This is a genomic window from Jeongeupia sp. USM3, assembly GCF_001808185.1.
GTDB lineage: Bacteria > Pseudomonadota > Gammaproteobacteria > Burkholderiales > Chitinibacteraceae > Jeongeupia.
The window spans coordinates 1243473-1270239 of the sequence record NZ_CP017668.1 but is presented as its reverse complement, the minus strand read 5'-3'; the positions used below and the strand labels follow the sequence as shown (position 1 = coordinate 1270239).

At 66.1% G+C, this 26767-nt stretch carries 29 protein-coding genes; 12 read left to right on the top strand and 17 right to left on the bottom strand.

The window, feature by feature from the left end:
• Positions 1-2 precede the first annotated feature (2 nt).
• A complete protein-coding gene (gene ampC, locus BJP62_RS05875; RefSeq protein ID WP_374749751.1) occupies positions 3-1178 on the top strand; it encodes a class C beta-lactamase in 1176 nt (391 codons plus the stop codon).
• Between the two features lie 114 nt (positions 1179-1292).
• Here the strand turns inward: ampC and BJP62_RS05870 are convergent, their stop codons facing one another.
• Entirely contained in the window at positions 1293-1991 is a 699-nt protein-coding gene (locus tag BJP62_RS05870) for a pirin family protein (RefSeq protein WP_070527715.1), read from the bottom strand.
• Positions 1992-2104: 113 nt separating this feature from the next.
• On the opposite strand from BJP62_RS05870, the gene BJP62_RS05865 reads away from it, so the two are divergent.
• On the top strand, positions 2105-3016 hold the full coding sequence (locus BJP62_RS05865; protein ID WP_070527713.1) for a LysR family transcriptional regulator: 912 nt from the start codon (positions 2105-2107) through the stop codon (positions 3014-3016).
• A 157-nt stretch (positions 3017-3173) separates the two neighbouring features.
• Here the strand turns inward: BJP62_RS05865 and BJP62_RS05860 are convergent, their stop codons facing one another.
• The 4 genes from BJP62_RS05860 to BJP62_RS05845 form a co-directional block, all read right to left on the bottom strand.
• Positions 3174-3635 carry a YgiW/YdeI family stress tolerance OB fold protein gene (locus BJP62_RS05860; RefSeq protein WP_070527710.1) on the bottom strand — a complete coding sequence of 154 codons (462 nt, stop codon included), beginning with the start codon at positions 3633-3635 and terminating at the stop codon, positions 3174-3176.
• A 177-nt stretch (positions 3636-3812) separates the two neighbouring features.
• Positions 3813-4379, bottom strand: a complete 567-nt coding sequence (locus BJP62_RS05855) for a YceI family protein (protein ID WP_070527707.1) — start codon at positions 4377-4379, stop codon at positions 3813-3815.
• Between the two features lie 34 nt (positions 4380-4413).
• A complete protein-coding gene (locus BJP62_RS05850) occupies positions 4414-4983 on the bottom strand; it encodes a YceI family protein (RefSeq protein ID WP_070527704.1) in 570 nt (189 codons plus the stop codon).
• Positions 4984-5014: 31 nt separating this feature from the next.
• Positions 5015-5563, bottom strand: coding sequence for a cytochrome b (locus tag BJP62_RS05845; RefSeq protein WP_070527701.1), 549 nt, complete (start codon positions 5561-5563; stop codon positions 5015-5017).
• A 283-nt stretch (positions 5564-5846) separates the two neighbouring features.
• On the opposite strand from BJP62_RS05845, the gene BJP62_RS05840 reads away from it, so the two are divergent.
• A complete protein-coding gene (locus BJP62_RS05840; RefSeq protein WP_070527698.1) occupies positions 5847-6506 on the top strand; it encodes a carbonic anhydrase in 660 nt (219 codons plus the stop codon).
• Here BJP62_RS05840 and BJP62_RS05835 read toward each other — a convergent pair.
• The 3 genes from BJP62_RS05835 to BJP62_RS05825 all read right to left on the bottom strand — a co-directional run bounded on the left by BJP62_RS05835 (position 6503) and on the right by BJP62_RS05825 (position 9150).
• Positions 6503-6991: a tetratricopeptide repeat protein gene (locus BJP62_RS05835; protein WP_070527695.1), complete on the bottom strand. Its 489-nt coding sequence runs from the start codon at positions 6989-6991 to the stop codon at positions 6503-6505. The genes BJP62_RS05840 and BJP62_RS05835 overlap by 4 nt on opposite strands.
• Positions 6992-7088: 97 nt before the next feature.
• Positions 7089-7889, bottom strand: a complete 801-nt coding sequence (locus BJP62_RS05830; RefSeq protein ID WP_070527694.1) for a Cof-type HAD-IIB family hydrolase — start codon at positions 7887-7889, stop codon at positions 7089-7091.
• Positions 7890-8484: 595 nt separating this feature from the next.
• The gene (locus tag BJP62_RS05825) at positions 8485-9150 is read right to left on the bottom strand and encodes a DUF924 family protein (protein WP_083300731.1); all 666 of its coding nucleotides are present in this window, start codon (positions 9148-9150) and stop codon (positions 8485-8487) included.
• An 87-nt stretch (positions 9151-9237) separates the two neighbouring features.
• Between BJP62_RS05825 and BJP62_RS05820 the strand changes: the two genes are divergently transcribed.
• Entirely contained in the window at positions 9238-10410 is a 1173-nt protein-coding gene (locus BJP62_RS05820) for an NAD(P)/FAD-dependent oxidoreductase (protein WP_070527690.1), read from the top strand.
• A gap of 224 nt (positions 10411-10634) precedes the next feature.
• Positions 10635-11612, top strand: coding sequence for an MBL fold metallo-hydrolase (locus BJP62_RS05815; RefSeq protein ID WP_168163803.1), 978 nt, complete (start codon positions 10635-10637; stop codon positions 11610-11612).
• A gap of 61 nt (positions 11613-11673) precedes the next feature.
• On the opposite strand, the gene dapB is transcribed toward BJP62_RS05815, so the two are convergent.
• Positions 11674-12474 (bottom strand): 4-hydroxy-tetrahydrodipicolinate reductase, encoded by an 801-nt coding sequence (gene dapB / locus BJP62_RS05810; protein WP_070527687.1) that lies wholly within the window; start codon positions 12472-12474, stop codon positions 11674-11676.
• A gap of 3 nt (positions 12475-12477) precedes the next feature.
• Positions 12478-12936, bottom strand: coding sequence for an outer membrane protein assembly factor BamE (locus BJP62_RS05805; protein WP_070527684.1), 459 nt, complete (start codon positions 12934-12936; stop codon positions 12478-12480).
• Between the two features lie 136 nt (positions 12937-13072).
• On the opposite strand from BJP62_RS05805, the gene fur reads away from it, so the two are divergent.
• Genes fur through BJP62_RS05790 form a run of 3 tightly spaced genes read left to right on the top strand, consistent with a single transcriptional unit; the run spans position 13073 to position 14920 of the window.
• Positions 13073-13495, top strand: coding sequence for a ferric iron uptake transcriptional regulator (gene fur, locus BJP62_RS05800; RefSeq protein ID WP_070527681.1), 423 nt, complete (start codon positions 13073-13075; stop codon positions 13493-13495).
• A 13-nt stretch (positions 13496-13508) separates the two neighbouring features.
• The gene (gene aat / locus BJP62_RS05795; protein ID WP_070527678.1) at positions 13509-14210 is read left to right on the top strand and encodes a leucyl/phenylalanyl-tRNA--protein transferase; all 702 of its coding nucleotides are present in this window, start codon (positions 13509-13511) and stop codon (positions 14208-14210) included.
• Positions 14207-14920 carry an arginyltransferase gene (locus BJP62_RS05790; RefSeq protein WP_070527674.1) on the top strand — a complete coding sequence of 238 codons (714 nt, stop codon included), beginning with the start codon at positions 14207-14209 and terminating at the stop codon, positions 14918-14920. The genes aat and BJP62_RS05790 overlap by 4 nt, the downstream gene beginning before the upstream one ends.
• An 11-nt stretch (positions 14921-14931) precedes the next feature.
• Here the strand turns inward: BJP62_RS05790 and BJP62_RS05785 are convergent, their stop codons facing one another.
• From BJP62_RS05785 to BJP62_RS05775, 3 genes are all read right to left on the bottom strand, one after another.
• Positions 14932-15255 (bottom strand): hypothetical protein, encoded by a 324-nt coding sequence (locus BJP62_RS05785; protein ID WP_070527668.1) that lies wholly within the window; start codon positions 15253-15255, stop codon positions 14932-14934.
• Between the two features lie 65 nt (positions 15256-15320).
• Complete coding sequence (locus BJP62_RS05780; protein WP_205700969.1) at positions 15321-17162, bottom strand: hypothetical protein; 1842 nt, start codon at positions 17160-17162, stop codon at positions 15321-15323.
• Between the two features lie 133 nt (positions 17163-17295).
• Positions 17296-19338: a M3 family metallopeptidase gene (locus tag BJP62_RS05775; protein WP_070527664.1), complete on the bottom strand. Its 2043-nt coding sequence runs from the start codon at positions 19336-19338 to the stop codon at positions 17296-17298.
• A 94-nt stretch (positions 19339-19432) separates the two neighbouring features.
• On the opposite strand from BJP62_RS05775, the gene BJP62_RS05770 reads away from it, so the two are divergent.
• From BJP62_RS05770 to BJP62_RS05755, 4 genes are all read left to right on the top strand, one after another.
• The gene (locus BJP62_RS05770; protein WP_070527660.1) at positions 19433-19975 is read left to right on the top strand and encodes a gamma carbonic anhydrase family protein; all 543 of its coding nucleotides are present in this window, start codon (positions 19433-19435) and stop codon (positions 19973-19975) included.
• A 202-nt stretch (positions 19976-20177) separates the two neighbouring features.
• Complete coding sequence (tmk, locus tag BJP62_RS05765; protein WP_070527653.1) at positions 20178-20840, top strand: dTMP kinase; 663 nt, start codon at positions 20178-20180, stop codon at positions 20838-20840.
• Complete coding sequence (gene holB / locus BJP62_RS05760) at positions 20837-21868, top strand: DNA polymerase III subunit delta' (RefSeq protein WP_070527650.1); 1032 nt, start codon at positions 20837-20839, stop codon at positions 21866-21868. Before tmk ends, holB begins: the two co-directional genes overlap by 4 nt.
• Entirely contained in the window at positions 21865-22230 is a 366-nt protein-coding gene (locus tag BJP62_RS05755) for a PilZ domain-containing protein (RefSeq protein ID WP_070527648.1), read from the top strand. The genes holB and BJP62_RS05755 overlap by 4 nt, the downstream gene beginning before the upstream one ends.
• Positions 22231-22286: 56 nt before the next feature.
• Here BJP62_RS05755 and BJP62_RS05750 read toward each other — a convergent pair whose 3' ends face one another.
• The 4 genes from BJP62_RS05750 to BJP62_RS05735 are packed head-to-tail and all read right to left on the bottom strand — an operon-like array spanning position 22287 to position 26652.
• A complete protein-coding gene (locus tag BJP62_RS05750) occupies positions 22287-23162 on the bottom strand; it encodes a hypothetical protein (protein WP_070527645.1) in 876 nt (291 codons plus the stop codon).
• Complete coding sequence (locus BJP62_RS05745; RefSeq protein WP_070527639.1) at positions 23159-25042, bottom strand: StlD/DarB family beta-ketosynthase; 1884 nt, start codon at positions 25040-25042, stop codon at positions 23159-23161. Before BJP62_RS05745 ends, BJP62_RS05750 begins: the two co-directional genes overlap by 4 nt.
• Positions 25026-25925, bottom strand: coding sequence for a fatty acid desaturase (locus BJP62_RS05740; protein ID WP_205700968.1), 900 nt, complete (start codon positions 25923-25925; stop codon positions 25026-25028). Before BJP62_RS05740 ends, BJP62_RS05745 begins: the two co-directional genes overlap by 17 nt.
• Positions 25888-26652 carry a sterol desaturase family protein gene (locus tag BJP62_RS05735; protein WP_070527633.1) on the bottom strand — a complete coding sequence of 255 codons (765 nt, stop codon included), beginning with the start codon at positions 26650-26652 and terminating at the stop codon, positions 25888-25890. The genes BJP62_RS05740 and BJP62_RS05735 overlap by 38 nt, the downstream gene beginning before the upstream one ends.
• Positions 26653-26767 lie beyond the last annotated feature (115 nt).

Sequence of the window (26767 nt, the reverse complement as noted above, 5' to 3'; positions counted from 1 at the left end):
GTTTGACCGCCTTGCCCAGCCTCATCGCCCTGTTCGCGTCCGCTGCCGCGGCCTGCCTTCCCTTCGTTGCTCACGCGGCCGACGACGACGCCCGAATCCGCGGCATCGTCGATGCGGCAATGCGCCCGGTGATCCAGCAGTATGACGTGCCCGGCATGGCCGTCGCGGTCATCGTCGGCGGCCGGCCGCACTTCTTCAGCTATGGCGTTGCGTCGCGGCAGGACCATACCCCGGTCAGCGAGAACACGCTGTTCGAACTCGGCTCCGTCAGCAAGACGTTCACGGCAACGCTGGCGCTGTACGCGCAGGAAACCGGAAAGCTGTCGCTGGGCGATCACCCCGGGCGATTCATGCCGGCGCTGGCCGGCTATCCGGTCGACAAGGCCAGCCTGCTTGAACTGGGCACCTACAGCGCCGGTGGCTTGCCGCTGCAGTTTCCCGATGCCGTGTCGGACGATGCGCAAATGATCGACTACTTCCGGCAGTGGCAGCCCGATGCCGAACCCGGCGTGCAGCGCCGGTATTCCAACCCCAGCATCGGTCTGCTCGGGCATGTCATCGCGATCGCACTGAAAAGCAATTTTGCCGACGCGGTGGAAACCCGGCTTTTCCCGGCGCTAGGGCTGAATCAGAGTTATGTCCGTGTGCCGCAGGGCGAGATGGCCCGCTATGCATGGGGCTACGACAAGACGAACAAAGCCATCCGGGTGAATCCGGGCATGTTCGATGCCGAAGCCTACGGCATCAAATCCACGGCCGCCGACATGGCCCGTTTCGTACAGGCAAACATCGATCCGGCCAAGCTTGAAGGGCCGATGCGGCGCGCCGTCGAGGGTAGCCATACTGGCTACTTCAGGATCGGCGACATGGTGCAGGGCTTGGGCTGGGAGCAGTATCCGTATCCGGTTTCGCTGCAGCGACTGCAGGCCGGCAACTCGCCGGAGGTGAGCATGAAACCCAATGCGGCGGTGAAGCTGACCCCGCCGCGCAAGCCGTCAGGCGCGACACTGTTCAACAAGACCGGCGCAACGAACGGATTCGGCGCCTACGTGGCTTTCGTGCCCGAGGAGCGGATCGGTATCGTGATGCTGGCGAACCGGAACTTCCCGATTCCGGCCCGGATCAATGCGGCGCATGCAATCCTGAGCCGGCTCGCGCCCGACACGAAGCAGCGCTGAACATCGGGCGGGAACATCCGCCCAGTCGTTGATTCGGTCAGCGAAGCCCCCGGCTGCGATGGCCCGGCGCTTCACCGGCCGGCGACCTTGACCGTACGGTCAAGGTGACGGCCATCAGGCGAGGTCGAACACCAGCACCTCGGCCTGCCTGCCGCCGGCGACACTCACCGCCGCCTCGTCGCTGAGCATCAGTGCGTCGCCGGCCTCCAGCGCAATGCCGTTGACCTCGACGCTGCCGCGCGCGATGTGGACATAAGCGCGGCGATCCGGTGCCAGCGGCAGCGTCGCGGACTCGGCGCCGTCGAACAGCCCGCTGTACAGCCGGGCATCCTGATGGATCGTCACCGAGCCGTCGGCGCCGTCACCGCTGGCGACCAGCCGCAGGCGGCCGCGCTTTTCCTCGTCGCCGAAATGCGTTTCCTCGTACGACGGCGTCACGCCCTTGCGGTCCGGGATGATCCAGATCTGCAGGAAGTGTGCGGCGTTCTGCCTGGACGGGTTGAACTCCGAATGCCGCACGCCGGTGCCGGCGCTCATGCGCTGGACGCTGCCCGGGCGGATCACCGAACCGTTGCCCATGCTGTCCTTGTGCTCGAGCTCGCCGTCGAGCACGTAGCTGACGATTTCCATGTCGCTGTGCGGGTGGGTGCCGAAGCCCATGCCCGGTGCGACGCGGTCGTCGTTGATCACCCGCAGCGCACCGAAGTGCACATGGGCCGGGTCGTAGTAGCCGGCAAATGAAAAGCTGTGCCATGAATCGAGCCAGCCGTGGTTGGCGTGACCGCGTTCGTTGGCTTTGCGCAGCTTGATCATCGTGATCTCCTTCTAAGTTGTTGAACCAGTGATGCCATGCTAATTCTTGACTTGCCGCGTTGATAGCGAAAAGATATGGACATCTTGTTCAAATTTATGAATGGAATATCGCCATGCTCAGGCTCAACCTCGAATCGCTGGAAATCATCGACGCGATCGCGCGCAAGGGCAGCTTTGCCGCCGCCGCCGAGGCGGTGCACCGGGTGCCCTCGGCGGTGACCTATATGGTCAAGAAACTGGAGGATGAGCTGGATGTGCAGCTGTTCGACCGCAGCGGCCACCGCGCCAGGCTGACGCCGGCCGGCGAAACGCTGCTCGAGGAGGGGCGCCACCTGCTGCGCGCGGCCGGCGACCTGGAGTGCCGGGTCAAGCGGGTGGCGACCGGCTGGGAAACGGAACTCAATATCGCGATCGATGCGCTGATGCCGCTGTCGCTGCTGCACGGCTGGATCGCCGAGTTCGACGCGCTCGAATCCGGTACGCGGCTGCGCTTCTCGCGCGAAACGCTCGGCGGCGTCTGGGAGGCGCTGGTCGACCACCGCGCCGACCTGGTGATCGGCGCGTCGCTCGACGGCCCGCACGGCGGCGGCTACGCGACGCACTATCTCGGCGACTGCGAGTTCATCTTCGCCGTCGCGCCGCACCATCCGCTGGCGGCGCAGGCCGAACCGCTGCCGGCGGCGCAGATCCAGCAGCATCGCGCCTGCGCGATCGCCGACAGCTCGCGCCACCTGATGCCGCGGACGGTCGGTATCCTTTCGGGGCAGGAGACGCTGACGGTGCCGGACCTGGCGTCCAAGCTCGAAGTCCAGCTGGCCGGACTCGGTTGCGGCTACCTGCCGCGCTGCGTCGCCGCACCCTATCTCGCGGACGGGCGGCTGGTACAGAAGGCGCTGGCGGAGCTGAAGGCGCCGACCCGGCTCTACGCCGCCTGGCGAACCAGTGGTGCGGGCCGGGCCTTGCGCTGGTGGCTCGATGCGCTGGCCGGCGACGACCGGATCGGTCGCTGGCTCGCCGGGCGTTAGTGCTCCGCACGCAACAAATCTTTCGTTTTTTGGCGTGCCTTTTTGCGTGACGCTACGTTGCTCGTCGTCGCCATAGCTACGGCTATGACTCCTCCTCGCGCCTTGATTCACACAAAAATACAACGCCCTTCACGAACGATTTGTCACGTGCAGAGCACTAGTTCGCGACCTTGCCCTTCTTGGTGGCGACGGCCGGCGTTGCCGGTTTTTTCGACGAGGTCGTTTTCTGCGGTGCCGGCTTGGCCGGGGTGTCGTCGGGCACGATCTCGATCGATTGCACCGCGACGCCGACACAACTGAGTGCGCGATCGATATCGCCGATCAGGCGGACCTTGGTCCGGTCGTTGACGGCCTCCTTGGGCCAGTGTTCTTCGTCGATGTCGACACCGATTGCGCCGCTCTTGTCGCGGAATTCGTAGCGCTCGCCCTTGAGCTTGCGCATGACATAGCCCTCGAGGCTGACCGGGGTCTTGTCCGGTGCCTGCAGCGCGGCGGTGACGGTGTCGACGTCGGTGGCGTCGCTGCCGGGGCCGCTGTAGCCGGCCAGTGCCGGCGGCAGCAGCAGCCCCGTCAGCAGGGCGACGCAGGCGATCGAAGGGGTGGATGTGCCTTTGCTCATGATGACCTCCTAGTCCCATGACAGGGCTCGTTCGCGCGTGTTTTTCGCTTCCCTCGTGAAAACTTGTCGCTGGCCCATGTGCTTACAGCATAGGCACGGCCTTTCACGGCCGAGGCCGGCAAACAAGCAAAAACCCGCGGCGAGCGCGGGTTTTTTGCAGCGGGCAGACAGGCGGTTTTATTGCTTGCCGGCCTCGACCTGGATCGTCAGCTTGACTTCATCGCCCACGGCCGGCAGGTAAGCTTTCATGCCGAAATCGCTGCGCTTGAGCGTCGCGGTGGCGGCAGCGCCGCACCATGCCTTCTTCATCATCGGGTGCTGGCCGCACTTGAAGTTGTTCACGGCCAGCGTCAGCGGCTTGGTCACGCCAAGCAGGGTGAAGTCGCCGTCGACGGCGACGAGCTTGTCACCGTCGAACTTGAGGTTCTTGGACTTGAACGTCGCGGTCGGGTATTTCCCGACGTTGAAGAAGTCCTCGCCCTTCAGGTGTTTGTCGCGTGCATCCCAGCCCGAATCGAGGCTGGCGGTGTCGACGATGATATCGACGCTGCCGGTCTTCTTCTCGGCGTCGAGCACGATGCTGCCGCTGGTCTTGTCGAATGCGCCGTACTGGGTCGAGAAGCCGAGGTGGTCGACCGCGAAGTGCGCGGCGGTGTGCGACGGGTCGATCGAATAGGTTTCCGGTGCGGCGAAGGCGGCCGAAGCAACGGTGGCGAAGGCGGTGGCGAGGATCAGTTTTTTCATTGGTGGTGACTCCAGTAGTGGGGCGGGAAAAGATTTACTTGCCGGCCTTGCCGCTCAGCACGAAGCGGTACTTGACCAGCACTTCGTCGGCCACGGCGCCGGTATCGGCCCAGTCGCCGTCACCGAGCTTGTATTGCAGCCGCAGCAGCGGGAAGCTGCCGTCGAGCTGCAGCTCGGCGCCGCTCTGTTTGGCGGTGAAGGTCGAGACGATGTCGCGGCTCACGCCCTTGATCGTGAGCGGGCCACGCGCTTCGAACTTGCCGTTGCCGAGCGCCTTGACGCTCTTGGCGGTGAACGTCGCTTTCGGCGTGGCCGCGGTGTTGAACCAGGCTTTCTTCTTGGCCTCGCTGTCGCCGTCCGGGCTACCGGTGTCGATGCTGGCGAGGTCGACGGTGAACTCGGCCTTGGTGGCTTCCGGCTTGGCCGGGTCGAAATCGACGCTGGCGGCAAAGCGCTTGAAGCTGCCGTCGCTCGGCGTGTTCATCTGCTTGAACGTGAAGCCGATCTGGCTCTTGCCGGCGTTCAGCGTCTGCGCGGCCTGGGCCGGAACGATCACGGCGGCGGCGAGCGCCGCGGCGATCAGGGTGGTACGGAAACGGGTCATCGAGTTCTCCTTGTGGATGTCCGGCGCCGGATCAGCGGCCCCAGGGCAACATGCGCGACAGGGTGGCGTCGCGGTCGATCAGGTGATGCTTGATGGCGGCTGCGGCATGCAGCACCACCAGTGCCAGCAGCGTATAGCCGAGGTAGTAGTGGATCTCGGCCAGCGTCTCGCCGAGTTCGGCGTTCTTGCCGACCAGGTCGGGCAGCGGCCACTCGCCGAACAGCACGACCGGATAACCCTTGGCCGAACTCATCAGCCAGCCGATACAGGGCAGCGCGAACATCAGCAGATACAGCAGGTGGTGGATGCCGGCGGCAGCCTTGAGCTGCCACGCCGGCTGGCCCGGCAGCGGCGCCGGTGCGCCCCGGCCGAGCCGCCACGCCAGCCGCAGGATCAGCAGGAACATCACGCTGATGCCGGCCCATTTGTGCCAGGCGATCACCTGGAACTTGAGCTTGAACGTCTGCGGGCCGAGCTCGAGGCTGTTGAAGTACCAGATCAGGCCAAAGGCCGAGAAGATCAGCAGCGCCATCAGCCAGTGCAGCGACATCTGCAGCGGGTCGTAGCGGTCTCGCGACATGAAGAATCCTTATTCAGAATTATTGATCTGTGGCAAATAGTATTGCCTTGGGCTTGTGACGGGATAGCGAAAAATATGCAATAGATAGTTCAAAAAAATAGAACAATCCGGGCCGCCGATTCCGTCCAATGTAGCCGGCTGCTTCGGCCGGTGTCGAGTTCGCAGACAGGTTCTTACACAAGGCCAAAGGCGATGCCGCGCCGCAACAGGTAGAATCCCCAACCGGGATGTTTACACCCCGTGCCCATTCCGGCGGCGCGGAACGTCATGGAATCTACTGAGCATGAAAGACATCGAAAAGTTCATCGGCGGCTTCCGCCGCTTCCAGCACAAGTACTTCGGCGAGGACACCAAGCTGTTCGAAAGCCTCAAGCGCCGGCAGAAGCCCAAGACGCTGCTGATCGGCTGTTCCGATTCGCGCGTCGACCCGGCGATCCTGACCGATTGCGACCCGGGCGACCTGTTCGTCGTGCGCAACGTCGCCAACCTGGTGCCGCCGTTCGAAACCGGCGGCCAGTACCACGGCGTGTCGGCGGCGATCGAGTACGCGGTCAAGAGCCTCAAGGTCCGGCAGATCGTCGTGATGGGCCATTCGGCCTGCGGCGGAATCGGCGCACTGATGGCCGGTGACGATGCATCGAGCGGAACCGACTTCATCGGGAGCTGGGTCAGCATCGCCGATCCGGCCAGGCAGCGGGTGCTGGCCGAACTGGACTACAAGAGTCCCGAGGCACAGGTCCGCGCCTGCGAAATGGCGGCAATCATCGTCTCGCTCGACAACCTGATGTCGTTCCCCTTCGTGTCCGAGCGCGTCGCGGCGGGCGAGCTGGCGCTGATCGGCTGGTACTTCGACATCCAGCAGGGCGCGCTGTACCAGTTCGACCCGGAGCAGAACGCTTTTGAAGCCGTGGTCGAGGCGCCGGAAGCGGGTAGCGAAGCCTAATAGCCGTTCTCGGGACCGTTCCCGGACGGGGCGGCCCGGCGATAGCTGTCGATGGCTGCGGCGAGGTCGCGTTCCTCGTCGCAGCTGCCGCAGAGTCCCCGCAGCTGGTCGAGCAGTGCCTGCGCCTTGTCGGGCTGGCCGGCCAGCAGCCACGCTTCGCCAAGGTACTCGTGTGCACCGAGGTGGCGCGGGTCCAGCCGCAGTGCTTCGTCGTAGGCGGCGAACGCCTGTTGCAGCTTGCCGCGCTTGCGCTCGCAGTAACCGGTCCAGTTCCACAGGTCGGCATTGCGCGGGTCGCGCTGCCGCGCCGCGTCGAGTACCTGCAGCGCCTTGTCCCACTGCTGCAGGTCGATGTACTGGCGGGCGCTGGCGATCGCCCTTGGCGCTTCGTCGTCGCTGCGGACCGGCCGGCTGCCACCGCCACCGGCCGCCCACGCCGTTGCACTCAGCAGCAGTGCGGCGACGGTCATCGGAATGCGTTTCACGGCAACGACTCCGGATCGGATCATCTTTCCAGCATGGCAAAACGCGCCGGCAGCGGGGCTGCGGGCGCGTTCGGGGCGGGACGGGCGGCGGTGCGGCTTAGCGCTCGAGCCTGAACAGCTCGCGCAGCTTCAGCGCCACGGCTGCGTCGGTATTGCGGCCGATCTGCGGCACCTCGGGCAGCAGCGCCACTAGCTTCGGATTGGCATTGCCCATCATGAACGGATGGCCGGCGGTGCCGAGCATTTCCAGGTCGTTCAGGCCGTCGCCGAAAGCGACGCAGTTCGCCATCTGCAACTGCAGCGAATCGAGCACCACCTGCAGGGCGTGGCCCTTTGAAACGGTCGGTGCCATGATCTCGAGGCAGTCCGGCAGCGAGTAGGTGATGTAGAGGCCGTGGCCGAAGCGCTCATACAGCTTCGCTTCGATCTTGGCGAGGTGCTCGGGCTCGGCGATGTACAGCACCTTGCCGACGCCTTCGCCGCTGTGGTTCGGCAGGTCGGCGACGCGGTAGGTGAAGCCGGAATCCTTGTGCATGTCCATCAGCCACTCGCACGGCGCACCGATCAGCCATTCCTCGTCGAGATAGAGGTTGACGGTGGCGCCGTCGCTGAACTCGGGCTGCATCATCTCGCGCACGATCGCCGGCGCGATGTTCTTCGCGTACATCTGCTGGTTGTCCGGATCGTGGACGCGGGCGCCGTTCGACGTGATCAGGTGGGCACGGATGCCCAGCGCGGCGCGGATGCCGCGGACGTCGCAATAGTGGCGACCGGTGGCGATGATCAGCGGAACGCCGCGTGCCTGCAGCGCTTGCAGCGTCTCGGCGGTGAAGGCCGAGGCGGTGTGGTCGCCGTCGAGCAGCGTGCCGTCGAGGTCGGAGGCAATAACCTTGTACATGGGGACTCCGGGCAGAAGGATGTACGTATTCTACCGGGCATAGCCGCTTGATTTGCAGTCAAGAATGCCGGTGGGCTGCTGTCGCGGCTAACGGATTTCCCCGATGCAAATCTTGTTGCAATCCGTATTCATGGCTCTGGCCGCTGATGGCTGAGGCGTCCACGCTGAACCGACAATGAACCGAGATCGGGAGTCCGCGCTATCAGTGCCCAGGCAGGCTGTCCTTCGGCTGGCATGAACGACACAACCCGAAGGCCGTTGCTGAGTGAAAGTACGATCTCGGGCAGATGGCCGATGAGCTCGATTTGCTCGGCGTGGGCGCCTGCGAGTTGATTAAACATACTCGGCCAGCGCCGCTCGTCACTCCAGCAACCTCCGAGTATTGAACGGGGCCGTTCGATCCTCCAGCCCCACTCGATCATCAACGTAATGGCGCCTCGATCGTTGGCCGGTGTGCCGTCCCGCCGCTGCTTTGGCGTGAGCGGACCAAACTCGATAAAAAGGGCAGAACCGTGTCCGCGCCAGACATGACTAACGGGCTGACCGATGAGTGCTGTGGCAAATGGCTCAAGCAGTCTGTTGCCGGTGCCGCCGGTCAAAAACCCGACCCCGGCTGGGCCAGATAGTCGGCCTCATCGGCCGTGTGCGCGCGGCCGAGCGCCTCGTTGCGATGCGGAAAGCGGCCGAAGCGGGCGATGACCTCGTGGTGCAGCACCGCGTAACGGTGGAATTCGCCGAGCACGTCGTCGCCTTGCCACTGCTCGGTCAGCGAGACCATGCGCTCCTGGTCGGCCAGCGATTCCGAGTGCTCGAGCGGCAGGAACAGGAACAGCTGTTCGACCGGCGACAGCGTCTGGTGCCAGCCGGCGTCGAGCGCGGCGTGCGCCAGCCGGCAGGCGATCTCGTCGCCGGCAAAGGCGCTGGCACTGCCGCGGAACAGGTTGCGCGGAAACTGGTCGAGCACGATCAGCAGCGCCAGCGTGCCGTGCGCATCGCTCGCCCAGTCGTCGCAGTCGCCGGTGAGCGCTGCCTCGACCGTGGCGAGAAAGCGCCGGCGGATCGCGGCGTCGAAGACCGGGTCCTTGTTGAACCACGCCGTGCGCGGCTGCAGGTAGTCCGGGTCGTCCGGGCAGCCGAACCAGAACGCCAGCACCTCGCCCGGCGTGGCCACGGTGTCGCGGCCGGCCTTGACGCGGCCGCCCGTGCCCCGGCCGCTCTTGACTTGACCCTCCGGGCTGGAACGGCGAATCAGCTGGCTCATGACGCTTTCCTGTCGGATGGTTGATCTCCGCAGTGTAAACCGCGCTGGCTGCGGGGCGGCTACAATCGCCGCTTGCCGGGAGAAACAATGGAACGCAAGACGATCGACGTGGTGGTGCTCGGTGCCGGTGCCGCCGGAATGATGTGCGCGGCGACCGCCGGTGCGATGGGGCGCAGCGTCGTGCTGATCGACCACGCCAGCAAGCTCGCGGAGAAGATCCGCATTTCGGGCGGTGGCCGCTGCAACTTCACCAACCTGAATGTACGGCCCGAGTGCTATCTGTCGCAGAACCCGCACTTCGTCAAATCGGCGCTGGCGCAGTACACCCAGCACGACTTCATCAAGCTGGTCGAGTCTCACGGGCTGAGCTACCACGAGAAAACGCTCGGCCAGCTGTTCTGCGACCAGGGCTCCGGCGCGATCATCGACATGCTCAAGGCCGAGGTCGACCGGGGCGGGGTGGTCTGGCGCATGCAGACCGGGATTGCCGAGGTCCGGCGCGTCGATGGCGGCTTCGAGGTCGATGCCGGCGGCGAGACCTGGTGCTGCGCGTCGCTGGTCGTTGCGACCGGCGGGCTGTCGATTCCGCAGATCGGCGCAACCGGCATCGGCTACGACCTTGCCCGGCAGTTCGGGCTCGGGATCGTGCCGACCGCCGCGGCGCTGGTGCCGCTGACCTTCCAGCCGCAGGACCTGTGGGGCGAGCTCGCCGGTGTCGCGCTCGAATACGCCGAGGTCAGCGCCGGCAAGGCGCGGTTCCGCGAGGACGTGCTGCTGACGCACAAGGGCGTGTCCGGCCCGGCGATCCTGCAGGTGTCGTCGTACTGGCAGCCCGGCGAGCCGGTGCATATCGACCTGCTGCCCGACGACGACCCGGCCGATTTTCTTGCGAACGCCAACCGCGACGCGCTGCTGTCGACGGTGCTCGCCGAGCGGCTGCCGCGGCGCTTCGCGCAGGCGCTGGCGGCGCAGTTCGGCGAAATCCGGCCGCTCAAGCAGTACCTGCCGAAGCAGCTGGCCGAGATCGCGGCACGGCTATCGGACTGGCAGGTCGTGCCGTCGGGGACGCTCGGCTACAAGAAGGCCGAGGTCACCAAGGGCGGTGTCGACACCGGCGGGCTCAACTCCAAGACCATGATGGCGCGCGACGTGCCGGGCCTGTTCTTCATCGGCGAGGTCGTCGACGTGACCGGCTGGCTGGGCGGCTACAACTTCCAGTGGGCATGGTCGTCGGGCCATGTGGCGGGAATGAACGCCTAGTGCTACGGTGGAAATGTAGGTGAGGGCGCAGGCCGGAGTATTGCCGACGCCCTGTGCAGCCGGTTGAGTTGGAGCCGGCCATCGGTCGGACTGCGGTTCGGCCCGGAACCTGCCGGCGGGAATCGGGGCGAAATGTGCCTTCGGTTACGGTGCTGCCGGTCTCGTTCCAGCGGGGCGCCATGCGGCGCCCTGTTTTTTTGCCGCTTGCTGCTGGAGTCCTGTCCGTGCCGTCCTCACGCCCCGTCCACCATGCCGACCATGGATTCCGCAATCCGGACGGCATCACCCGCCCCGGGTTCGGCGCCTTTCTGCGCTGGCAATGGGCGCGCTGGCTGGGCGCGCGTGCGGAGCACCGGCCCGAACGCATTGCGGTGATGCGGCCGGCGCCGATCGACGTGGCCGCCGAGCCCGACGCGATCGCCGTGACCTGGATCGGCCACGTGACGCAGCTCATCCAGATCGGCGGGCTGAACGTGCTGACCGACCCGCTGTTCTCGTATCGCGCGTCGCCGGTGCAGTGGGCGGGGCCGAAGCGGCGGGTGCCGTTGCCGGCAACGCTGGCCGAGTTGCCGCGCATCGACGTCGTGCTGCTGTCGCACAACCACTACGACCACCTCGACGCCGGCTCGATCCGCGCGCTGGCGGCCCAGCCCGGCGGGCCGCCGCGTTTTGTCGTGCCGCTCGGACTCGGCGCCTGGCTTGCCGCCGCCGGTTTGCCCGAGCCGGTCGAACTCGACTGGTGGGACAAGCTCAAGGTCGGCGCCGTCGAGCTGACCTTCGTGCCGGCGCAGCACTGGAGCAAGCGGCGGCTGTGGGGCGACGAGAACGCATCGCTGTGGGGTGGCTTCGTGATCGCGCATGCCGGTTACCGGCTCTGGTACGCCGGCGATACCGCCTACTCGCCAAGGCTGGCGGAGATCGGCCTGCGTGCCGGGCCGATCGATTTCGCGATGATCCCGGTCGGCGCGTACGAGCCGCGCTGGTTCATGCGCAACCAGCACGTCGATCCGTTCGAAGCCTTGCGGCTGTTCTGCGACGTCCGGGCGCGGCAGGGGATGGGGGTGCACTGGGGCACGTTCGCGCTGACCGACGAGGCGATCGACGCGCCGCTGGATGTCGTGCCGCAGGCGAGGGTGGCCGCCGGCGTGGCCGCGGAGGATTTCACGCTGTGGGCGATCGGCGAGACGCGGCGCCTGCGCTGATCCTCGCCGCCCAATGAAAAGGGCGCCGGTGGCGCCCTTTTTTTCCGTTTCGGTACCGCGCTCAGCGCAGCCCGAGCACGTCCTGCATGTCGAAGAAGCCCGACTGCTTGCCGGCAAGGAAGCGCGCGGCGCGGATGCTGCCCTGCGCGTAGATCGTCCGGTTGCTCGCCTTGTGGCTGATTTCGACGCGCTCGCCGAGGCCGGCGAAGATCACCGTGTGATCGCCGATCACGTCGCCGCCGCGCAGCGTCGCAAAGCCGATCGTGCCCGGCTCGCGCTCGCCGGTGATGCCCTCGCGGGCATAAACGGCGGCATCCTTGAGCGTGCGGCCCTGCGCACCGGCAACGGCCTCGCCAAGCATCAGCGCGGTACCCGACGGGGCGTCGACCTTCATCCGGTGGTGCATTTCCAGCACTTCGACGTCGTAGCCTTCCGGCAACGCCTTGGCGGCGACTTCGAGCAGCTTGACCAGCAGGTTGACGCCGACGCTCATGTTGTACGCGTGGACGATGGCGATGTCGCCGGCCGCTTCGCGGATCGCAGCGCTGCCGGCATCGTCGAAACCGGTCGTGCCGATGATCATGTTGACGCCGTAGGCACGGCAGGCGGCGACGTGCGCCAGCGTGCCTTCCGGACGGGTGAAGTCGATCAGCACGTCGGCACCTTCGAGCGCCTTGAGGTCGGCGACGATGGCCACGCCGCTTTCCCGGCCGAGAAAGGCCGCGGCATCCTGGCCGAGCGTATCGGCGCCCGGACGGTCGAGCGCGGCGTGCAGCGTGCAGTCCGGCGCGGCCAGCGTCGCTTCGACCAGCATCCGGCCCATGCGCCCCGAGGCGCCGGCAATCGCGATACGGAGGGACATGGCTTATTCCTTGATCAGCGGTTTGACTTCCTGGGTCGGGCTGTCGGCCGAGCCGGGGGCGGCGGTGCTCTGCATGTCGTTGCTGCGCGGCTCGGCGCGGGTGTCGAGCATCTTGGCGTCCTTGGCGCGAACCGCCTCGGGCAGCGTGTCGCCTTCCCAGCGGGTCAGGCTGTCGCCGTCGAAGAAGACGGCGAAGGTCTTCTTCTGCTCGAGCGTGCCGCCGCGCGCATCGCTGTAGACGTAATCCCAGCGGTTGGCGTGGAACGGGTCGGTCAGGAGCGGCGTGCCGAGCAGGAAGCGGACCTGCGCGCGCGTCATGCCGGGCTTGAGCTGGCCGACGAGATCGGCGGTGACCTCGTTGCCTTGCGGAATGTCGAGTTTGTACGGTGTCAGCCAGTTCATGACGCCGCAGCCGCTGAGCATCAGTGCCGCGACCAGGGGAGCGATCAAGCGAAGTTGCATGGGGCCTGCAATCCGTGGAGTTGGACAAGTCGGCGCGCCGGCCCCGGTTGGAGTCGGCGCGGTAAACGCTATATCATACCGGTAGTCGCCCAGGCCCGCAGCCACGGCGGCACTCCTTGCCCGGATACGGACTCCAATGAGCAAAGCCAACGACCTCAAGGGCATGGGCCTCAAAGCTACCGGCCCCCGCCTGAAAATCCTCAACCTGTTCGAAACCAGCGAGCAGCGCCATCTCTCGGCCGAAGACGTCTACCGGGTGCTGATGGCCGAACATACCGATATCGGTCTGGCGACCGTGTACCGGGTGCTGACGCAGTTCGAGCAGGCCGGCATTCTCGAGCGCCATCACTTCGAGTCGGGCAAGGCCGTGTTCGAGCTCAACCAGGGCGGCCACCACGACCACCTGGTGTGCGTGAAGTGCGGCAAGGTCGAGGAGTTCTGCGATCCGGAAATCGAGCAGCGCCAGGAGGCGATCGCCAAGGCGCACGGCTTCGAAATCCAGGACCACGAGATGTACCTGTACGGCATCTGCAAGGATTGCCAGCAGCAGAAAAAGTAATCCCCCTTCCCCGATGATCGCCTGGCTCGACCGTACGCTGCGGTTTCCGCCGCTCGAGCATGCACTGGCCGATCCGAACGGCCTGCTCGCGGCCGGCGGCGATCTTGGCGCCGGGCGCCTGCTGGCCGCATACCGCGCCGGCATCTTCCCTTGGTACATGCCCGGCGAGCCCATCCTGTGGTGGAGCCCCGATCCGCGCATGGTGCTGGTGCCCGACGAGCTGTATGTCGGCCGCTCGCTCGCCAAGGTCATCCGTCATCGCCCGTATGAAGTCCGCTTCGACACCGCGTTCGACGCGGTGATGCAGGGCTGTGCCGCGCCGCGTGGCGCCGATCACGGTACCTGGATCAGCGACGAGATTCGCGCAGGCTATGGCGAGCTGCATGATCTCGGCCACGCCCACAGTGCAGAATGCTGGATGGACGGCGAGCTTGTCGGCGGGCTTTACGGCGTTGCCATCGGCAGGATGTTCTACGGCGAATCGATGTTCGCGCGTGCGCCGGATGCGTCGAAGATCGCCTTCGTCCATCTGGTGCGCTGGCTCCGGCATCAGGGCTTCGGACTGATCGACTGCCAGATGCGCACCGATCATCTGGCGCGATTCGGTGGCCGGGAAGTCCCGAGGGCCGATTTTGTTGCTAGGCTGAGAAAGCTTACTGCCCAACCAGACCTACCCGGACCATGGTTGTACCGGGCGCAGGGGGAACCAAGATGAACCCGCGCATTCAGACCTTGCAATTGCAGTTCTACGCAACCGCGCCGTATCCGTGCAGTTACCTGCCCGAGCAACTGGCGCGCTCGCAGGTGGCGGTGCCGTCCGAGCTGATCGACGCCCAGAGCTACAGCCAGCTGGTGCAGATCGGCTTTCGACGCAGCGGCCAGTTCGTCTACCGGCCGCACTGCGACCGCTGCACGGCCTGCGTGCCGGTGCGGATCCCGGTGAACGAGTTCGAGCCGGACCGCAGCCAGCGGCGGGCGCTGCAGCGCCACGGCGAATTGCGGGCCCGCCTGCTCGGGCTTGAATACGCCGACGCGCATTTCCAGCTGTACCAGCGCTACCAGGCCGCGCGCCACGCCGGTGGCGGCATGGACCAGGATGGCCGCGAGCAGTACGAGAACTTCATCCTCAAGAGCAACGTCGCCAGCTTTCTGGTCGAGTTCCGCGAGGCTGGCCAGTTGCGCATGGTCAGCCTGATCGACCAGCTCGACGACGGCATGTCGTCGGTCTACACCTTCTACGACCCGGATGTCCCCGGCGCGAGTTATGGCGTGTACAACGTGCAGTGGCAGGTGAGCCTGGCGCGCCAGTTCGGCCTGCCCTACCTGTATCTCGGCTACTGGATCGAGCGCTGCGGCAAGATGGCGTACAAGACGCGTTACCGGCCGATCGAGGGCCTGATCGACAGCGAATGGCGGCGGCTGTAGCGGTAGAAAGCCTATTTGCTTTCAGGCAATCCCTTGATCTCGGTCACCTGCAGCTGGGCGCGCAGCAGCCCTTCCCCGGGCAACCGTGCCACCGTGCCGCGTACGCGCACGGCCTTGTTCTGCAGCGGAACGTACTGCTGCTGCTTCAGCCCGGTCAGTTCCCATTGTTCGGACTGTCCCAGCAGCACCGGAACCGCGAAAGGCTCGTTTCCCTTGAGCACGAGCTTGCCTTCGGCGGTAACGGGCTGACCCAGGGTGTAGGCGGGGCTGGCGCAGGATGCCAGTAGCGGCAGTACGGCCAGGACAGGCAGGGCAATCCATCGGGACAAATGCATCGGTTTCCTCCCAAGCACAACGGCCATGGTGCATGCCATGGCCGTTGTGACAGTCTGTTGTCGACTCAGTTCACGATGACCGAAAGGCTCGTACCGGCCGGCACGATCAGCGTTTCGGCGTAGCCGGCGCCGGCCGGCTTGCGCACCAGCGGGAAGTGGGCGTAGCCCTCGAGCATGGCCGGCACACTGGTCGGCAGCTTGCGGATGCCGGTGTAGTTCGAACCGTTGAGCCCCGGCAGCGTGAAGCCACTGTCGACGCGTTGCGGATAGCCGAAGCCCGTGGGCGACGTCGCGGATGGCAGCAACGCAATGCTCGCACCCCAGCGGCGCAGCGCTTCGGCGTAGCCACGGCCGCCAAACTGCCTGATGGAGCTGTCGAGCAAGGCAACCGGCTGGCTGCCCGCATTGAAGCTGGTATTGCGCAGGAAGTGCTTGTAGAAGCCAACCCCGTACTGGCGCAGCAGGTAGGCGCCGAAGCTGCCGGCTACGTTGTAGCTGAAGCATTGCGATTTCGTATCGCTGATCCAGTTCAACGGGTTGCAGTTGTACGCGCCTTGAGCGAGCCATTCCGGGAAGCGGCCGTCGCGGATCGGGTGGTAAACGGGATCGAGTCGCGAGCCGATGATGTCTTCCATCATCATGGCGCTCATTTCTTCCCAGCTGGTATCAAACGTGTTGTCGGTGTTGGCGCTGTTGAGCACGACGCCGCGCTGATAGAAGTTGATCATGTGCACGAATTCGTGTGCCAGCGTGCTGATCTCTTCCTTGATGCCGATTTCACCACCGAGGTAGACGGTCTCGGTGTCCATGTAGAACGACAGCGACTGGTTGCTGTTCTTGAGCTGGGCGTGATTGTTGTCCTTGAGGAAGTTGTTGAGCGACCAGAAGTAGCCCATCAGGCCAAAAGGCTTGTTGTTGCGGTCGAAGTTGACGAAAACGATGTCGATTTCCTGATTGGCCGGAATCAGGTCGTTGTACGGATGCACGCCCCAAGGTTGGCCCGCGATACCGGTCACCATCGAGTACACCGAGTTGCTGCCGTCGGTGAAACGGCTGGCGAGCGTGTCGAGTTGCGCCGCGGTCAGCTTGCCGACGCCGAATTCGCCGCTCTCGACCCAGAAGTTGACGACACGACCGTCGGAGGCGGTGGCCTTTTTCTGCAGCACGGCGCTGCGCGTTTCCAGCGTATCGTTGACACCGTTGTCGACGGTCCACATACGGGAAGCGCCGACGACGGCGGCGGTGGGCGCCTTGATCGCGCGCCGTGCGCCGGCAGGGGCCGTTTGCAGCGCAGGGCGGTTGCGGTTGAACTCGCGGATGCGCTCGGGGATCTGGTTGATGCGTTCATTCGCGTCGGCAGTGGCCGACTTGAGCGAAGCCAGCGACTGTGATGGTGCGAGCGTGATGGCCGGCATGGCGACCGGGTTGGGCGTCTGGTTGGTGTAAACCAGCGTGACAATCTTGCCTGCAACGCCACCCAGAGCCACCGCTACGTTGGCAGGGGCCGACGTGGTGTTGGTGTAACGCCATGCGCCGACACCGCTACCCGAATAGACGACGCTGTTGGTGCCACAGTTTTCACCGATGCAATCCGCGCCAAAGGCGTTGTCGTTCACGAGTGGCGGAGGCGTGGGGGTCGGTGTTGGTGCCGGCGTCGGGGCTGGCGTCGGGGCCGGCGCAGGTGACGAATCGCTACCACCACCTCCTCCGCCGCCGCAAGCGGCAAGGAGGGTTGCGGTAAGGATGGAAGCCAGCTTCAGTGTACGGGTCTGGGGGCTCATGGCGGGATCTACGAGAGTTTTATGATTGGGTGAGTGCGCTGCATATAAGCCATCGATGATAAATTTGCGTAATTTTTTTGTAAACAAATGTGAGAGTCCGGGCCGATTGTGATGTTTTTTGGTCAAGATGGCCGTTCGGCCCGGCAGGAGGGCCGGATGTCTTGAGAATTTTCTTACACATCAAGAATTTTCTTACTATTCGCTGTCCAATAAAAAAACCCGGCCAGGCCGGGTTTTTTTGCTTCGTGGCAGCGCCGGATCAGCCGGCCAGCCCGTTGTGTCGCAGCAGGGCGTCGATTTCCGGTTTGCGGCCGCGGAAGGCGGTGAAGCTCTCGAGCGCCGGGCGGCTGCCGCCGCGGGCGAGGACTTCGCGGCGGAAGCGTTCGCCGACCGTGGCGTCGACGACGTTGCCGGTCTTGCCGGCGGCTTCCTCGAACGCGGCGTAGGCGTCGGCGCTGAGGACTTCGGCCCACTTGTAGCTGTAGTAGCCGGCCGCGTAGCCGCCGGCGAAGATGTGGCTGAAGCTCTGCGGGAAGCGGTTGTAGTCGGGCGGCAGCGGGATGCCGAGTTCGCCCTGGATCATTTCGGCGAGCCGCTTGATCTCGATCGGTTCGGTGCGCTGGTGCAGCTCCATGTCGAAGATCGAGAAGTAGAGCTGGCGCTGCATGCCCGAGCCGCTCTGGAAGTTCTTTGCCGCGAGCATCTTGTCGTACAGCGCGCGCGGCAGTGCGGCGCCGCTGTCGGCGTGGCGGGTCAGCTGCGGCAGCACTTGCCATTCCCAGGCGAAGTTCTCCATGAACTGGCTCGGCAGCTCGACCGCGTCCCATTCGACGCCGGAGATGCCCGATACCGACAGTTCGTCGACCTCGGTCAGCAGGTGGTGCAGCGCGTGGCCGGCTTCATGGAACAGCGTGATCACGTCGTCGTGCGGCAGCAGCGCCGGGCGGCCTTCGACTCCCTTGGCGAAGTTGCAGACGATCAGCGCCACCGGCGTCTGGATGCGGCCATCGGCCTGCTTGCGCCGGCCGCGGACGTCGTTCATCCACGCGCCGCCCTGCTTGCCGTCGCGCGCATACAGGTCGAGGTAGAGGCCGCCGACCAGCGAGCCGTCGCGGTTCTTCAGCTCAAAAAAGCGCACGTCCTGATGCCAGACCGGTGCGTCGGCCGGGACGAACTGCAGGCCGTAGAGCTGTTCGACCAGATGGAACAGGCCGGTCAGCACGGTCGGCTCGGTGAAGTACTGTTTCACTTCCTGTTCGCTGAACGCGTACTTCTCTTCACGGATGCGTTCGGAGACGAAACCGACGTCCCAGGCTTCGAGCTTGCCGTAGCCGAGCCGCTCCTGCGCGTAGCGTTCCATCTCGGCGCGGTCGTTGATCATGTGCGGCTGCGCCCGCTCGGCCAGGTCGCGCAGGAAACCGAGCACTTCGTTCGGGGTGTCGGCCATCTTGGTCGCGAGCGACTCCTCGCTGAAACTCTCGAAGCCGAGCAGCTTTGCGCCTTCCTGGCGCAGCGCGTGGATTTCCTCGATCAGCGGCGTGTTGTCGCGCTCGGCCGGGCCGAACTCGGACGCGCGGGTCACGTAGGCGTGGTACAGCGTCTCGCGCAGCTGGCGGTTCTCGGCGAACTGCATCACCGGCAGGTAGCTCGGCATTTTCAGCGTGACCTTCCAGCCGGTCTTGCCGTCCGCCTCGGCGCCGATGCGCGCGGCGGCTTTCCAGTCGTCAGGCAGGCCGGCGAGCTCCGACTCGTCGTCGACATACAGCGCGAAGGCATCGGTGGCGTCGAGCACGTTCTGGGCGAACTTGGTCGTCAGCTCGGACGAGCGCTCCTCGATCTGCATGAAGCGTTCCTTCTGCTCGGCGGGCAGCTCGGCACCGGAGAGCTTGAAGTCGCGGATCGCGTGCTCGACGATGGTCCGGCGGGTCTGGTCGTAGCCGGCGAATTCGTCGCTGGCGGCAAGCTGTTTCCAGCGTGCGTAGAGCGCCTCGTTCTGGCCGAGTTCGGTATAGAAGTTGGAAATGCGCGGAATGTTCTGGTTGTAGACCTCGCGCAGTTCGGGGGTGTTGACCACCGACTCCAGATGCGCGACGGCGCCCCAGGCGCGGCCCAGGCGCTCCATCGCGTCTTCGGACGGCGCGACGAAGTTGTCCCAGCTCGGCGTCTCGACGGATTCGGCCTGGGCGACCGCGGCGCGCGCCTGTTCGAGCAGTACGTCGAGCGCCGGGTTCACGTGTTCGGGGCGGATGGCGTCGTACTGCGGCAGGCCGGCCAGGTCGAGCAGCGGGTTGGTCTGGGTCATCGTGTGGTCTCGGGTAGAATCGTCGTAACAGCGTAGATGCGCCTTGCGCGCGTGCTTTTCAAGGTCAAACCACGACAGGATTTCAAGGATAGTCATGGCCATCGAACAATTCGACGGAATCACGCCGGTACTCGGCGACGGTGCCTGGGTGCATGCCAGCGCACAGGTGATCGGCGACGTTTTTCTTCGCAGCAATTCCTCCATCTGGCCCGGCGCGGTGCTGCGCGGCGACGTCAACCACATCCAGATCGGCCACGATTCGAACGTGCAGGACTGCAGCGTGCTGCACGTGACGCACAAGCGCCCGGACGATCCGGACGGTGCACCGCTGATCATCGGCGACCGCGTCACCATCGGCCACGCGGTGATCCTGCACGGCTGCACCATCGGCAACGAGGTGCTCGTCGGCATGGGCACGATCATCCTTGATCGCGTCGTCGTGCAGGACCGGGTGATGATCGGCGCCGGCTCGCTGGTCCCGCAGGGCAAGGTGCTCGAATCGGGCTACCTATATCTGGGCCGCCCGGTGAAGCAGGTGCGGCGGCTGACCGACGACGAACTGGCGCACTTCAACTATTCGGCCGCGCACTACGTGAGGCTGATGAAGAAGTACCGCGACCAGCCGGCGGGCTGCTGACACTGCTGGCCGTGCTTGCCGTTGTACTGTTGCGACCGAAGGAAGTCCCCGTGGGACGCTTCGGACCCTAAAGGGCCCCTTGCCGGCACCGCTGCGCTGGGTTTCTCGGCAGTCCGTCGAGGTCTTGGCTGCGCTGTCGGACGGGGCGCTTGGCGAGCATGCGGCTATGAGTGGGCTCGGACGGTATGAGACAATCGGCTGCATGTCTGAACACCTTTCCGAACAGAACTTGCTCCCGGCGCGCTTCATCAGCGTCGAGGGCGTCGATGGCGCCGGCAAGAGCACCCAGCTCGCATGGCTGGCCGACTGGCTGCGCGCCCAGGGCATTGCGCCGCTGCTGACGCGCGAGCCCGGCGGCACGCCGCTGGGTGAAAAGCTGCGTACGCTGTTGCTGTCCGAGACGATGGATCTGGAAACCGAAGCGCTGCTGATGTTCGCCGCACGGCGCGAGCACCTGGCCTGCGTGATCGAACCGGCGCTGGCGCGTGGTGAATGGGTGATCAGCGACCGCTTCACCGATGCGACCTGGGCGTTCCAGGTCGGCGGGCGCGGGCTGGATCCGGCCAAGTTCGCCGCGCTGGAAGAGTGGGTGCAGCGCCGCGGCGAAGCGCTGTTGCAGCCGCACCTGACGCTGGTGTTCGATGTGCCGCCCGATATCGGCCGGGCCCGGATGGCCGGGCGCGATGCGCTCGACCGCTTCGAGCAGGAAGCCAGCGACTTTCACGCACGCGTTCGCGCGGCCTACCTCGAGCGCGCCGAGGCCGACCCGCAACGGGTCAAGGTGATCGACGCGACCGGTAGCATTGCCGACATCCAGGCCGGGCTGGCGGCCGATCTGCCGCGCTGGTTGCGGGGCGAGGCATGAGCGACTACACGCTGTACCCGTGGCAGGCCGAGCCGTGGCGGGCGCTGACGGCGAATATCGCCCGCTTGCCGCACGCGCTGCTGCTGACCGGCGCCGCCGGCATCGGCAAGCGGCGCTTCGCCGACCGGCTGGCGGCATCGCTGCTGTGCGAGTCGGCCGACCGTGCTGCTGCACCGTGCGGTGTCTGCGACGGCTGCCGCTGGTTTGCCGCCGGCAACCACCCGGACTACCGCGTGCTGGCGCCGCAGGACGTCGACGACGAGCCGGCCGAGGATGCCAAGCCGGCAAAGAAAAAATCGTCACTGATCACCGTCGACGACATCCGCGAGCTGGGCGACTTCGTCAACCTGACCGCGCACCGCGGCGGTGCCCGCGTCACCGTCGTCTACCCGGCCGAGGCGATGAATACCGCCGCGGCCAACGCCTTCCTGAAAACGCTCGAGGAGCCGCCGGCCGGCGCGCGCTTCATCCTCGTTTCGCACCAGTGGCGCCGGCTGCTGCCGACGATCCGCAGCCGCTGCCGGATCTTTCCGCTGCCGACCCCGGCGCCCGAGCTGGCCGCGCAGTGGCTGGCCGGGCAGGGCGTCGTCAACCCGCTACTGCATCTGGCCCACAGCGGCGGCGCGCCGCTGGCGGCGCTCGACGACGCGTCGGCCGAGTGGCTGCCGTACCGCACCAGGCTGCTCGACGCGCTCGCGAATCCGGGCGGGCTCGACGTGATCGGGCTGGCCGCCGAGTTCGACCGCGCCAAGGTCGAGATGACGCTGATCGTCGACTGGTTGCAGAAATGGGTACACGACCTCGTTGCGAACGCGATGGCCGGCAAAGTCCGTTATTATCCGGATCGCAGCGAGGCGCTGGCGCGGCTGGCGCCACGTGCCGCCGAACTGCCACGGTATGCCGAACGGCTGATCGACGCGCGCCGGCTGGCGACCCATCCGCTGAATGCGCGCCTGAACATCGAGGCGCTGCTTTACGATTATCTGGCGGCGCTCAAGGGCGCCGCGCTCAAGGGAGAGCGACGATGAGCGAAGACTACCGCCAGCAAACCTCGCGCCCCGGGGTGCTGTCGCTGAACATCAAGGAAAAGGCCGCGCTGTACGCGTCGTACATGCCTTTCGTCAAAGGCGGCGGCATCTTCATTCCGACCGGCAAGCCGTACCGGCTCGGCGACGAAGTCTTCATGCTGCTGTCCCTGCTCGACGACCCGGCCAAGATCGCCGTCTCGGGCCACGTCGTCTGGCTGACGCCGGCTGGCGCGCACAACAACCACCAGCAGGGCATCGGCGTGCGCTTCTCCGGCAACGAGGCCGGCGCGCAGGCCAAGGCCAAGATCGAGGGCCTGCTCGGCGGCTACCTGCAGAGCGCGCGGACCACGCACACGATGTAGCGATCGCGCTGGCCGGACGCAAAGCCCGACGTGAAAACGCCGGGCTTTTTTGTGTCTTATCCGGCTGCCTGCAACGCTTTCTGCCGCATCAGCAGCGCATGCAGCATTTCGGTCGACAGCCCGTGCAGCACCAGCCGGTAGCCGGCGCGCAGCGTGCTCATCGGCAGCAGCGGATGCTTGTTGTTCAGCAGGATCAGGTGCTCGGGCCGCCCCAGTAGCGTGGCGGCGTAGAGGCCGATGGTCTCGTCGAGCTGCAGCGAGTTGGCCGCGCGCCAGAAGTCGTTGTCGGTCAGGAACAGCTGGTAGACCGGCGTGAAGCACTCGATCGCGGTCTGCAGGTCGACGAAATTGAGCCTGCCCTGCGGGAGGTCGGCGAGTTTCAGCGGCGGTTCGCCGATCATGCTGAAGTCCGGCTGCGCTACCGGGCCGAGTTCCGTTTCGGCAAACCGCAGGCCCTGGCCCAGCCGGATGACGAAGTTGAACAGGTTGAGGTCGTGCTTGAGGAACAGCTCGTCCTTCAGGTCGTCGAGCACCAGCGGTTTCAGCGGCGATGTCTCGACCGGCACCGGGGCATTGGCGGCGATGAACTCGAGGATCTGCGCGCCGAGGTGGAAGTGGCGCATCACCAGCCAGTTGGCCTCGGGCGAGACCAGCCGCTTCAGCCCTTCGGCCAGCAGCCAGTGCAGGCTGCGCGACGCGGCCCAGCGCCGCGGCAGTACCGCCTTGACGATCTGGATCAGCACGATCAGCACGCGCGCCAGTGGCCGGATGAAGGGCAGCAGGAACTGGCGCGATGCCGAGCTCGAATCGGCCAGCCAGGCCTTCTTGACGTGATCGGGCAGCGGCGTGCTCTGGTCGAGGTAGAGCGCCAGCCACGGGCTCGGGTCGCGCGGGTCGTGCTCTTGCGCGAGGAAGTCGGGGAGTTCCTTCATGCGGTGGTTCCGATGTGTTCGAACTGCATCAGGTAGAGCTGGGCGGTGCGCCGGGCCGTCGCCAGGATCGCCGGCGCGGCGGCCGGGTCGATGTCGAGGACGATTTCCACTGCCGCAAGCCAGCGGGCGAGATGGTGTTCGTCGTTGGCGCCGTGGTATTCGAGGAAGCGGAAAGCGGCCGGCGGCAGGTCGAGCTGCCGGCGCAGCAGTGGCAGCAGCGCCGGCACGATGCGCTGGCCGGTACCTTCGATGATGTAGATTGCGCCGAGCAGGCCGACCGGATTGTCGGTTGCCGCGAGCGCATGCAGGTAGGCGTTGAGCGCTTCGCCGCCCGGATTGCGCCGCAGGGCGTCGAGCGGCTGGCTGCCGCCGGCGGCAAGGTAATCCTGGTACAGGATCATGAAGTCGTTCTGCTCCTCGCCGGCGTGGGTTTCGATCAGCTGCGCCAGCAGCGCGTACGGCCCGGTAAGCGAGGCGACGGCTTCACGCATCCACAGGCTGCCTTCGCGCACCTGCGGCACCCATTGCGCGGTCCAGTTGCGGTAGGCGGCGACGTCGAAGCGGCCGGCGACAAGCTGATGCACCACCGGGCTGCGCCACACCTGCGAGCGGTAGTCCTGCCACAGGCCGGCGAGCTGGGTCAGCAAGGGCTGGAGCGGGGCGGGGGCCGTGGCGGGGTCGTGCGGTGCGGCGATGCCGGCGGCGGGCGTGCCTGCCGGCGTTTCTACCGGTACGCGCGGCGGTGCGAGCGCTGCGTCGGCGGCTTCGGCTTCGAGCAGCATGTAGGCGGCGCTGATCCGGCCCGACTCGGGGATGAAGCAGAGGATCTGCTCGCCGGGCCTGACCGTTCGCGTTTCGAGGAATTCGGCCAGCATCACGAAGATCGACGCCGCGCCGGTGTTGCCGCGCGTGTTGAGGTTGCTGTACCAGCGTTCGCGCGGAATCGTCAGTCCGGCCTTGTCGAGCAGATCCTCGACCACCGGAATGAACTTGTCCGACGAGTAGTGGCACAGGAAGTGGTCGATCTCGCCGGATTTCACCCAGCCGGCGTCGACCAGCTTCACGTACTCGTGGATGGCGACGTCGAACAGGTGGGGCAGCAGGCGGATGTCCTGGCGCAGCGACAGTGCGCCGGCGGCTTCGGCTTCGCCGCTCGACGGAAAGTCGAGGAAGGACGTCGAGCGGTCTTCGGTCAGCCCGAGCTGCATGCAGACCGGGTAGTCGCCGGCAAAGCTCTGCTGGTGGATCCACTTGAGCTTGAGGCGTATGCCGCCGCGGCCGCTCGGTGTATCGGTCAGCAGCGCGGCGCCGGCGCCGTCCGAGAGCATCCAGCGCAGGAAGTGGGCGTCGAAGTCGCTGTCGTAGCCGCGCGGCGCGAAGCGGCTGTGCTTGAACATCCGCGACGGCAGTTCGGCGGCGACGACCATGGCCTGCCGGTGCGCGCCGAGCTCGATGCCCTGCGCGGCGTGCGCCAGCGCGGTCACGCCGGCGGCGCAGACGCCCTGGCTCGACAGCGTGCTCATTGGCGGTGCGCCGAGTTCGCCCTGGATCATGCTGGCGAAGCCCGGCATCAGCGCGTCGCCGCCGCTCGAGCCGACGGCGAGCAGCGAGACGTCGGCGAGCGTCGCCTGCGCGTGGTCGAGGCAGTCGTGCACGGCGGCGGCGGCCAGTGCGGCGTGCGACATCGTCGTGCTGCCGTCGGGGGCGATCGCGTAGTGGCGCGTGCGGATGCCGTTCTCGGCGAGGATGCGCGCCTTGATCCGCCCGGAAATGCGGTTGATCGGCGCGATGTAGGCGTCCATCTCGTCATTGCCGACCGGCGCGCCCGGCAGGTGGCTGCCGGCGGCCTCGATGTAGACGCGTTCAAAGCGGGTGGGCATGGGTGTTCTCCGTGGCGTGCATCAGCGGGCGGCTGCGCAGGCGCGGCAGCAGCAGGCTGGCGATGAAGGTGACGAACATGTAGCGGGCCAGCGGCCCGGCGTTCAGGCGGGAATCGATGCGGTCGCGGTACGCGCGGTGCAGCCGGGGCAGCTCGGACCAGTGCGCGCGCGGATGCTCGTGGTGGGCGGTGTGCAGGCCGATGTTGAACAGCAGCGGGTTGACCCAGCCCTCGAAGTTGCGCGCGTAGTTGAGGCGCGAATGGCCGTCGGCGTGCGCGTGCTGCAGGTAGTTGGTCGCCAGCAGCCAGTGCAGGCCGTGCAACTGCGGAATCAGCACCAGGACCAGCCAGCGCTGCCAGTCCAGCCAGGCGAGTCCGCCCCAGAGGGCCAGCACGGCCGCGTACTGCGCCAGGCAGTAGCGCAGCGCACCGCGGTTGCGCCGGCCGAGCTGCCGCAGCCAGCCGATGAACAGCGGGTAAAGCACCCAGGCCGCCTGCAGCGGATGCAGCAGATAGCCGCGCAGATCGTTGCGGTCGCCGCCAAAACGGTAGGTCCGCGCCGCATCCTTCGGGCCGTGCCGGTAACGGTGATGGTTGCCGACGTGCGCCGGGTAGAACACGAAGGTCGGATGGCCCTGCAGCAGCGTGAGCCAGAAGTCGGTGAGCCGGTTGAGCCGGCGGCTGCGCCACATGCGCCGGTGCGTGTGGTTGTGGTGGATGACGCCGGTGCCCAGGGTCAGGAACAGCGTCAGCGCGTAGGCGAGCCAGTGGATGCCCCAAACCCACTGCCCGGCCACCAGGGCCGGCAGGGCGATCAGGTAGGCCAGCGACTGCAGGTCGCGCCGCTTATGCAGCATCGCGGCGGGCCGGGACGATGCGTGCATCGGCCGCATCCGGCGGCAGCGCCGTGCCGAACAGCCGGTCCATGAACGGGAACATGAAGCCGTAGTTGCCGGTAAAACAGGCGTGATGCAGGTGGTGGCGGCGTGCGCCGTTCAGCCACCAGCGGTCGTGATGGGCGTCGGGCAGGAAGTCGTAGTTGGAATGGCCGATGCTGTTGAACAGCAGGCTGAACACCGGAACCGACGCCAGCGCCCAGACCGAGAAATCGTGGGCCAGCATCGGCAGCAGGATGATGTTGCCGAGCATCAGCGCCTCGACCGGATGAAAGCTGTACGTCGACCACGGCGTGGTCACCACCGAGCGGTGGTGCGGCGTATGGAAGCGCCGCAGCCAGCGCGTGTGCAACAGCCGGTGGTTGGCGTAGAAGTGGATCTCGTTCCAGACCACGAGCACGAGGATCTCGATCGCCGTCTGCCACCAAGGCGGATCGGCGGCGAGCCGCGCCCAGCCCAGCTGCAGCAGACCCCAGGGAAAGATCATCCCGCAGCCGAACAGCAGGATCGACATCGCCGACTGCCCGAGTTCGCGGCGCAGCTGGCCCGGCGGAACGGGGCGCGGGTCGAGCACGTTGCCGTAGCGGATGGCGGGCAGCAGATGGCGCGTCAGTGCCAGATTGAGCAGGGCGAAGCCGGCGTAGCTCGCCGCAAAGAAGACGCAGCCGCCGAGCATGATGTCGATTGCGCTGGCGCCAAGGATAAGGTCGCGCATCGCGGGCCCCGGAAAACGAAGCGAGCATCATAACAATGCTGACGCACGGCGAAGAAATTTGTTGATTCTGGGTAAGCAAGGTGTGACGGACGGGCAGCTGCCGAAGCGGTTGAAA